Raw genomic sequence first — 2,281 nt, 5'->3', positions numbered from 1 at the left:
CGCCCGACCGGTGCGCAGCAGCGGGGCGCGCGGGGTGCGGCGCACCGCGATGGCCTCCCGCTCGTGCGGTTCGTACGGGTCACCGATGCGCCACTCGAGTCGGGTCTCGCCGCGGGTCGGCCGGCTGCCGTGAAGGAGCGCATCGAGGTCCGCGACGGACGTCGACGCATCCTTGTCGAGCACGCGTTCCCACGACTCGACGGCCTCTGTGGGCAGCGCGTGGGCCACGCCGCTCACGATCCGACCGTCGCCGTCGGCGCTCAGACCCCACAGATGCGAATGCCGACGGCGCAGGCGGGCGGACTCGGAGCCGTCGTCGAGGTCGACGTCGGAGGGGATCAGGCACACGACCGACCAGTTGTGTGCGACCTTGTCGGGCCAGGCCGGATCGAGCCTCAGCGTGCGTCCGCGCAGCTGCTGCGTGCCCGAGGCGGTGGCCACGGTCGTGAGGTCGACGAGGGTGTTCACGGCCGGGCAGTCCCAGCCCTCGCCGAGAAGTCCGCGCGTGCCCACGAGCAGACGCACCTCGCCGCGCCGGATCAACTCCGACACCGCGCTCACCATGCGCCCGCTGCCGACGCCCCGTGCCTGCAGATCACGGACGGGACCGACGCCGTCGATCGCCTCGATCGGTGCATCGAGGATCCGCGAGAGCGAGTCCGCGAGACGCGTGGCGTCGTCGGCGCCACGCGCAGGTGTCGCGCGGTGAGCAGCACCGGGTGCAGCTGAGCGGTGACCGCATCGACGGCGAGCAGATCGAACGTCCGCAGCGCGCCGGCGGGCGCATCATCCGCGAGGCCCCGCGTGTTGCCGTGCTCGACGAAGTCGGTGACCACGACCGCGCGGATGCGCTCGCCGTCGGCACCGGAGAGCTCGCGATGCAGGATCTCGACGGCCGCCTGGTCTTTGGAGGCGGAGAACGCCAGCGTCGTCTCGACCGGATCGCGTCCGCGACGGATGCCGCGGTCGGTCAGCGCGTAGCCGAAATCGGCGAGAGCGCGGCGCACATACTCCCACTGGTGTTCGGCTGCCGGATCGGCGAGCAGACGGGTCTGCGCGAAGCGCGCGAGCACGGTGAGCAGATCGTCGGTGGTGCAGCGATCGAGCAGCACCGGAGGGATGGCGGCCACCAGCGGATGCTGCGGCACGACCTCCCGGAGCACGAGACCGCATGCCCGGGTGAGGGCGAAGTCGGATGAGAACGCCCGGTCGAGGCGGGCCAGCGCGGATTCGTCCTCGCTGGCGGCCTCAGGGTCGGTGCCGACCGGCTGCAGCTGCGCTTCGAGATACGCCACAGCATCCGGCGTCGAGAGCACCTGCGCGATCAGATCGTGCAGCAGGCTCTCGTGTCGTCGGATGAACGCGGCTTCCGCGGGGGTGGGCTCGGTGAACAGCACGTGATCGCGGTACGGCGCGAGGTGTCCTTCCTTCACCACCGCCGGAGTCGGCACCTCGTAGTCGACCTCGCCGAGAAGCTGGCTGTAGTTCTCGAACTCGGTCTCGTCGTCGGGAGAGGGGAGGGTTGCGGTCAGCCCGATCAGCAGGGGCTCGACGCCGGTCTCGCGGATGCGACCCGTCAGGTAGGCGACGACGATCGCCCAGTGGTCGAGCAGATGATGGCACTCGTCGAGCACGACGGTGCGGACTCCCGCCGCGACGATCCGGTCGATGAGAGCGACGGCGTTCGGATGCAGCACCCGTGCGAGTTCCTCCGGCCGCTGCCGCGCGAACTGCGAGCGCAGACGACGGGTGCGGCTGCGGAGCCCGGATCGATAGCGGCCGGCGTTGTCGACCGCGAGTTCGGCGAGCCAGGTCGCTGCCTCCGCCTCGCCGCGGCCGTTCGCGACGAGCTCGTCGATCCAGAGCGCTCGAGCGAGATCGTCGAAGGGCGAGCCGTCGCCGGTCACGCTGAGCAGCTGATACGTCAGGGCGGTGAGGTCTCCGAGCCGTTCGGGGTCGTCGGAGACGGATGCCCGCTGCGGGGCCAGATCCGCGGCGCTGCGCAGCCATTGCTGGCGGATCGTCACGGTCGGCGACAGCACGAGCGCGCGGTGGCCCTCGCGCGCGGCCAGGAGCAGACCGAGCAGGGTCTTGCCGGAACCGGGCGGGGCGACGATGTGCAGCGGGCCGTCGCCGCCGGGCGTGAGGCGTTCGAGCACCTCGGCCTGGTACGTGCGCAGGGTGCCGGAGAAGCGCCAGGTCGACAGGGGAGCGGCGGTGGCGGAGTCCATGACCTGCCCAGTCTGTCAAAGAGAGGGTGCGGAGATCGGCTAGACTGTTC

At 71.2% G+C, this 2,281-nt stretch carries 2 protein-coding genes; both read right to left on the bottom strand.

The window, feature by feature from the left end; translation table 11 throughout:
- Positions 1 to 552 (bottom strand): hypothetical protein (locus tag RTM68_RS17820; protein WP_312173544.1); only part of this gene is annotated, 552 nt, incomplete at its 3' end.
- Positions 553 to 557: 5 nt separating this feature from the next.
- Positions 558 to 2,231 (bottom strand): DEAD/DEAH box helicase family protein, encoded by a 1,674-nt coding sequence (locus tag RTM68_RS17815; protein ID WP_312173541.1) that lies wholly within the window; start codon positions 2,229 to 2,231, stop codon positions 558 to 560.
- Positions 2,232 to 2,281: the final 50 nt, after the last annotated feature.

The organism is Microbacterium sp., from assembly GCF_031988965.1.
Lineage (GTDB): Bacteria > Actinomycetota > Actinomycetes > Actinomycetales > Microbacteriaceae > Microbacterium.
Note: the sequence above shows the minus strand (reverse complement) of the source record. Positions and strands in the feature narration are given on the sequence as shown.

Excerpts from the sequence above, each read along its gene's own strand:
- RTM68_RS17815 (WP_312173541.1), bottom strand. The coding sequence starts at position 2,231 with ATGGACTCCGCCACCGCCGCTCCCCTGTCGACCTGGCGCTTCTCCGGC.